2 protein-coding genes and 1 pseudogene are annotated in these 3,584 nt (G+C 68.0%); all 3 read left to right on the plus strand.

Features of this window, described 5'->3' with window-relative positions; translation table 11 throughout:
• A pseudogene (locus tag APY03_RS17975) lies at nucleotides 1-956 on the plus strand (TIGR03752 family integrating conjugative element protein); the annotation flags it as partial.
• Nucleotides 937-1,386: a TIGR03751 family conjugal transfer lipoprotein gene (locus tag APY03_RS17980; protein ID WP_068678720.1), complete on the plus strand. Its 450-nt coding sequence runs from the start codon at nucleotides 937-939 to the stop codon at nucleotides 1,384-1,386. The pseudogene APY03_RS17975 and the gene APY03_RS17980, both read left to right, overlap by 20 nt.
• A partial coding sequence (locus tag APY03_RS17985; RefSeq protein ID WP_068678672.1) for a conjugative transfer ATPase occupies nucleotides 1,386-3,584 on the plus strand: 2,199 nt, incomplete at its 3' end. The genes APY03_RS17980 and APY03_RS17985, both read left to right, overlap by 1 nt.

The raw sequence follows: 3,584 nt of genomic DNA on the forward strand, positions 1-3,584 counted from the left end.
GGTTGCAGGGCGGCGACGAGGCCGGGATGGAGGGCGGCATGCGCTGGGTGGAGCCAGACGACGCAAAGCCCGCCGAGGGGCGCAACGGCGGTCGTGGCACAAGTGGCGCGAGCGGCGGCATCAGCTTCCCCACGAGCTTCGGCCCGGCGCAGAGCACGCTCGAAACCACCGCGGAAACCGTGGCCAACGCGGGCGCCCGTGCCGCCGGGGTCAAGAGCGCCAAGCCGGTCTATACCGTGCCGACCAACTCCACGCTGATGGGGTCGGTCGCGATGACCGCGCTGATCGGCCGCGTACCGATCGACGGCACCGTCAACGATCCATACCCCTTCAAGGTCCTAGTCGGGCCGGACAACCTGACGGCCAACGGCATCGACATTCCCGACGTGGCCGGCGCTGTTTTCTCCGGCACCGCCTCGGGCGACTGGACGCTCTCGTGCGTGCGCGGCCAGGTGCGCAGCATCACCTTCGTCTTCCACGACGGCACGGTCCGCACCATCCCCGAGGACCGCGAGGGCAACCAACAAAACAACCAGCAACGCGACGGCCTGGGCTGGATCAGCGACCCCTACGGCATTCCTTGCGTCAGCGGCGAGCGGCGCAGCAACGCCCAGCAGTACCTCGGCAGCCAGGCCCTGATCACGGCGGCCGGTGCCGGCGTGGCCTCGCTCATCGAGAGCGACAGCGGCCGCATGTCCTATGTCGGCTCGGACGGCTCCATCGGCACCGTGGGCATCACCGGCCAAGAAGCGGTCGGCCAGATTCTCGCGGGCGGTGTCCGGGACATGTCGGCCTGGGTCAACAAGCTCTACGGCCAGGCGTTCGCCGCCGTCTATGTGCAGCCCGGTGCCAAGGTGGCCGTCCACCTCGAAAAGCCGCTCGCCATCGACTTCGATCCCGAAGGCCGCAAGGTCGATCACCGCGCAGGAGAAAGCCATGCTCTCGAACTTGACTGACTTGTCCCGTGGCCTGGCGCTGGTCCTCACCGTCGCCGTGCTCGCCGGCTGCGCCACCAGCAAGGAAAAGCTGCTGCCCCACGGCGACAACACGATGATGGACGTCTGGCAGCAGAACGCCGGTGACGGCGGTGGTGGCACCGGCCAGGTGGCGCGCCAGCACTTGCTCGATGCGCGCCAGACCCTGCGCCGGCCGCTGACGGACGCCGACGTGCAGGCCGCGCCCGCCGAGCAAATGCGCTACACGCGCACGGCGCGCAACGAGGTCCATCGCCAGTTCCAGCGCCTGCCGAATCCCGATTTGGTGATGTACGTGTACCCGCACTTGGCGGGCACGAACCCCGTGCCGGTGCCGGGCTACACGACGGTCTTTCCCCTGTACCAGCGCGTGCAGTACGCCATGCCGGGTGAGCGGACGGAGGCCTACTGATGCGGTGGAAACTTTCCTGGCCGAAGCCGGCCGCGCCGAACCTGGCCGCATCCGGCACGGGTGATGACGAGCAGCCGGACGGCTGGCAGCGCCACGTCGAGGCCTTGCAGCAAGCCGGCATCCCCGAACCCGGCGCCGCGGTCCAGGGCCGCAGGCCGGCGACTGTGGCCGACGAGCAGGCGCTGTACGACGTCGCGCCGTCCTTCGTGGAGCTGCTGCCCTGGGTGGAGTTTCTGCCCGAGTCGAAATCCATGCTCTTGGAGGACGGCCAATCCGTGGCCGCCTTCTTCGAGCTGGTGCCGTTGGGCACCGAGGGTCGGGAGCCTGGCTGGCTCGCCCACGCCCGCGACGCCCTGGAAAACGCGCTGCAGGACAGTTTCGATGAACTGGACGAGAACCCGTGGGTGCTCCAACTCTACGCCCAGGACGAGCCCAGCTTCGACCAGTACATGCAGACGCTGCGCGACTATGTGCAGCCCCGCGCCCGCGGCACGGCGTTCACCGAGTTCTACCTGCGTTTCTTCTGCCACCACCTGCGCGCGGTGGCCAAGCCGGGCGGGCTGTTCGAGGATACGGCGGTCACGCGGTTGCGTTGGCGCGGCCAGACGCGGCGTGTGCGCATGGTGGTGTACCGCCGCGCGAGCGGACAGGGCCAGGTGAACCGCCGCGGGCAGACGCCCGAGCAGATGCTGGGCATCGTCTGCGACCGCTTGTGCGGCGGGCTGGCGAACGCCGGCATCCAGGCCCGGCGCATGGGCGCGGCAGACGTTCACGATTGGCTGCTGCGCTGGTTCAACCCCCATCCCGCGCTGCTCAGGCCCGGGGCCGAGGACCGGGAGCGCTTCTACGCGTTGGCGCGCTATCCAGACGAGATCGAGGCCGGCGAGATTGAACTGGCGAGCGGGCGGGATTTCAGCCAGCGGCTGTTCTTCGGTCAGCCGCGCTCGGACGTGGCGCAAGGGGCCTGGTACTTCGACGGCATGCCGCATCGCGTGCTGATCACCGACCGGCTGCGCATGCCGCCGGGCACCGGGCACCTGACCGGCGAGACCCGCAAAGGCGATGCGATCAATACGCTGTTCGACCAGATGCCCGAAGACACGGCGATGTGTCTGACGATGGTCGCCACACCGCAGGATGTCCTCGAATCGGATCTCAACCATCTGGCGAAAAAAGCCGTTGGCGAGACGCTGGCGTCGGAACAGACGCTCAAGGACGTGCATGAGGCGCGCTCGCTGATCGGCAGCGCGCACAAGCTCTACCGAGGCACCCTCGCGTTCTACCTGCGCGGGCGCGACGAGGCGGAACTGGACCGGCGCGGGCTGGATCTCGCGAACGTGATGCTCAACGCCGGCCTGCAGCCGGTGCGCGAGGACGACGAGGTGGCGCCGCTCAACAGCTACCTGCGCTGGCTGCCGTGCTGCTACAACCCCAGCAAGGATCGGAAGAAGTGGTACACGCAACTGATGTTCGCCCAGCACGCGGCGAACCTGTCGCCGGTGTGGGGCCGCGCCCAGGGCACGGGGCATCCGGGCATCACGATGTTCAACCGCGGAGGCGGCCCGATTACGTTTGACCCCTTGAACAGGTTGGATCGGCAGATGAATGCCCATCTATTTCTGTTTGGCCCTACGGGTTCGGGGAAGTCCGCCACGCTCAACAACCTGCTGAACCAGGTCACGGCCATCTACCGGCCGCGCCTCTTCATCGTGGAGGCTGGAAATTCCTTCGGGCTTTTCAGCGACTTCGCCAGGCGCCTGGGACTGAGCGTGAACCGGGTCAAGCTGGCGCCTGGCTCGGGCGTCACCCTGGCTCCCTTCGCGGACGCACGCCGGCTGATCGAGACGCCCAGCGATGTGCAGACCCTCGATGCCGATGCACTGGACGAAGACCTGCCACCGGATGCCTCGGCCATGGAGGCGGACGAGCAGCGCGACGTGCTGGGCGAGTTGGAGATCACGGCGCGGCTGATGATCACGGGCGGTGAAGATAAGGAAGAAGCACGGATGACGCGGGCCGACCGTTCGTTGATCCGCCAATGCATCCTCGACGCCGCCGAGCAGTGCGTGGCCGAGAAACGTACAGTGCTCACGCGCGACGTGCGCAACGCGCTGCGCACCCGCGGCCAGGACCCCACGTTGCCCGAGATGCGACGCGTGCGGCTGCTGGAGATGGCGGACGCGATGGACATGTTCTGC

The organism is Variovorax sp. WDL1, assembly GCF_001541225.1.
Lineage (GTDB): Bacteria > Pseudomonadota > Gammaproteobacteria > Burkholderiales > Burkholderiaceae_C > Variovorax.

Bases quoted from the DNA above. Each gene is read 5' to 3' on its own strand.
- APY03_RS17980 (WP_068678720.1), top strand. From the start codon at position 937: ATGCTCTCGAACTTGACTGACTTGTCCCGTGGCCTGGCGCTGGTCCTC.